The organism is Collinsella sp. LCP19S3_F2, assembly GCF_052121015.1.
GTDB lineage: Bacteria > Actinomycetota > Coriobacteriia > Coriobacteriales > Coriobacteriaceae > Collinsella.
Window position 1 is genome coordinate 1 of the sequence record NZ_JBQKFA010000023.1, and the last position, 2,254, is coordinate 2,254.

General features: G+C 53.6%; 3 protein-coding genes. All 3 read left to right on the forward strand.

What is annotated here, in order from left to right:
• Positions 1-504: 504 nt before the first annotated feature.
• The 3 genes from ACTQX9_RS09450 to ACTQX9_RS09460 all read left to right on the forward strand — a co-directional run bounded on the left by ACTQX9_RS09450 (position 505) and on the right by ACTQX9_RS09460 (position 2,089).
• Positions 505-963 carry a leucine-rich repeat domain-containing protein gene (locus ACTQX9_RS09450; RefSeq protein ID WP_441537637.1) on the forward strand — a complete coding sequence of 153 codons (459 nt, stop codon included), beginning with the start codon at positions 505-507 and terminating at the stop codon, positions 961-963.
• Between the two features lie 59 nt (positions 964-1,022).
• Positions 1,023-1,565: a hypothetical protein gene (locus ACTQX9_RS09455; protein WP_441537638.1), complete on the forward strand. Its 543-nt coding sequence runs from the start codon at positions 1,023-1,025 to the stop codon at positions 1,563-1,565.
• A 233-nt stretch (positions 1,566-1,798) separates the two neighbouring features.
• Entirely contained in the window at positions 1,799-2,089 is a 291-nt protein-coding gene (locus ACTQX9_RS09460; protein ID WP_441537639.1) for a type II toxin-antitoxin system Phd/YefM family antitoxin, read from the forward strand.
• The last annotated feature ends 165 nt before the right edge of the window (positions 2,090-2,254 follow it).

Sequence of the window (2,254 nt, forward strand, 5' to 3'; positions counted from 1 at the left end):
CCATCCGGAGGCGCCCGATCGGCGGCCCCTCGGGGCTTGCCCGTATCGTAGGCAATGCGCCGAATGCTCGCCATCGAAATTTATCGATGGCCTATTTCAGACTGTAATGGGCGGGTTCTAAATCGAGGCGGACGTCGCGAGTAGCTAATTGCAATTGGAGGTAGCCCCTATCCGGAAGGCAGCGCCACGCTCAACTTTGGTTGGGTTTGGTGTTTCCATATTCGCTGCTTGTGAGGTTCTATTCGTCGAAGGGGTTTCTATACGTTTTCAGCTGCGGTGGCGTTGACCGAACCTGGCCGACTGTACCAATGTCCAGTGCTTGAGATGATCTTCAAAGCGGCGGCCGGGGATTGCTTGAGTGTAAAGGGTTGATTCTGGTTCATCGAGATGTTGACCCGACAGCGAAACAGAGGACCATGTTTGACTGCACGCAACCCCTAATATATTGGGGGCTGGTATCACTTGACAGTGATACCAATGGTTCCTCAAAAGATGGGAGCTGCCGTGGACGAAGTGCGGTTGTACGAAGAAGGCATCTTGACTCCGGGGTTCGCCCATACGGTTTTGTGCAATGAGGACGGTACGCTTGTTGTCCCAGAGGGAATCAGGGCGATTCGCGGGGCATTTCACGGGCGGCAGGATATCAAATCCGTCGTTTTGCCCGATGGAATTATCGAGGTCGGCGATAGCGCATTCAATTGCTGCGAAAAATTGGAACGTGTCGAGTTCCCTGCATCGGTTCGCGTGATTGGTGAGCATGCGTTCGCGTCGTGCCCAAAGTTGCGTGAGACGCACCTGCCGTCGGGGTTGGAGCGCATCGAATCGTGCGCTTTTGCCCACTGTACTGCGCTCAAGCAAGTGGAACCTCTGCCCAGCAGTGTGTCTGTTGCGGCGGATGCGTTCTACTCCTGCCCGAACTACATCCAGGGTCTCGATCGTCAGCATAAGGGTTTCGCCAGCTAAAGGGCAAGGCCTGTTGTGTTCATCGATACGGGCTTGTTTAATGGAAGGACGGATTAGGCATGTCAGAGGAAGTGGAAGGGCGGGACAAAGAGCCGCGTAAAACTGATGCGGGGGATATCGTCGCATGGTTGGTCATTGCCTGGCTTGGTATCAGTCTAATTTGGGTGATAGCAGATTCCTTTTTATTGGGCGGTTTTCAAAATGTTATGGACATGCTGGAACGTGAAGGAGTAGATGTCTCGTTTCTCGGTCGAAACTTCCTGGCACTTCTTGGGGTGTATTTCATAAACTTCATGATATTGGCGGCAGGTGCGTGGTTCTGTTTCGAAATTAAACGCAAGCATGGAGAAGGTGGATTGACATCTGGGGCAACGGCTCTTATCTGTATCGTCGCATTGTTCGTAATCGGATTCTTAATAAGGCTGTGGCAGAATCAGGGCGATGTGCTTCTTTTATTCATCATGGATGGGAGAGGGGATTATTGGCACGTCCTCATTTTACTGGAGCTGTGTTACGGCACTGCTTTAGGAGTTCTTTGGGCTCCCTTTGCCTACATATGGGACCGCTTTTTCAAGAAGGATGGGAAGTCGAAAAGCAAATAGCGCAACGATGCTCTTCTCTTATCGTTTGGCTCCCATGACTAATGGTGTTCCTTGTTCGTCTGCCTCTCGTTTTTCTCACTGACTTCCGCAAACCTCAATTTAGGGACTGTCCTTAAATTGAGGTCCACGCCGCGCTCAGCTCCGGTTGGGGGCGGCGTTTTCTATAACGCAAAAGTTGACTAACAATCTAGTCAAAACGAGCGTAGACTGTTCCCAAAGAGATGGGAGCAGCCATGACTACGTTGACTGTCGACCTGGATCGAGCCGAGCGCGTGGGCCTTGCCGATGCGAAAGCGAACCTCAGTGGGCTTGTCGCCCATGTAGAGCAAGCGCGCGAAGCGTGCGTCATGATGCGTTACGGGCGTCCGGCGGCGTTGCTGGTGCCCTTGCCTGTGGGCGCCCCGGAAACAACGAAGGCACGAGGGAGGCTGTCCCGGTATGCTGACGCGTCGAAAGTGGATGAGGAATCCGACGCATTTGCGAGGGCGGTGATTGCAAAGCATGGGCACGCTGCTGGATGCTAACGCCGTTCTGCGCTATCTGCTTGAGGATAATCAGGAGCAGGCGGACCTTGCGGCGGGTGTTCCTATAGTTTTGTCAACTGGGAAATGCTCTCCGTGCGACCGGATCGCGGCATGCTGACGCCAAGCCATTAGGCCGGTGGGCTTCAGTCTGCTCGGTGCGTTTCG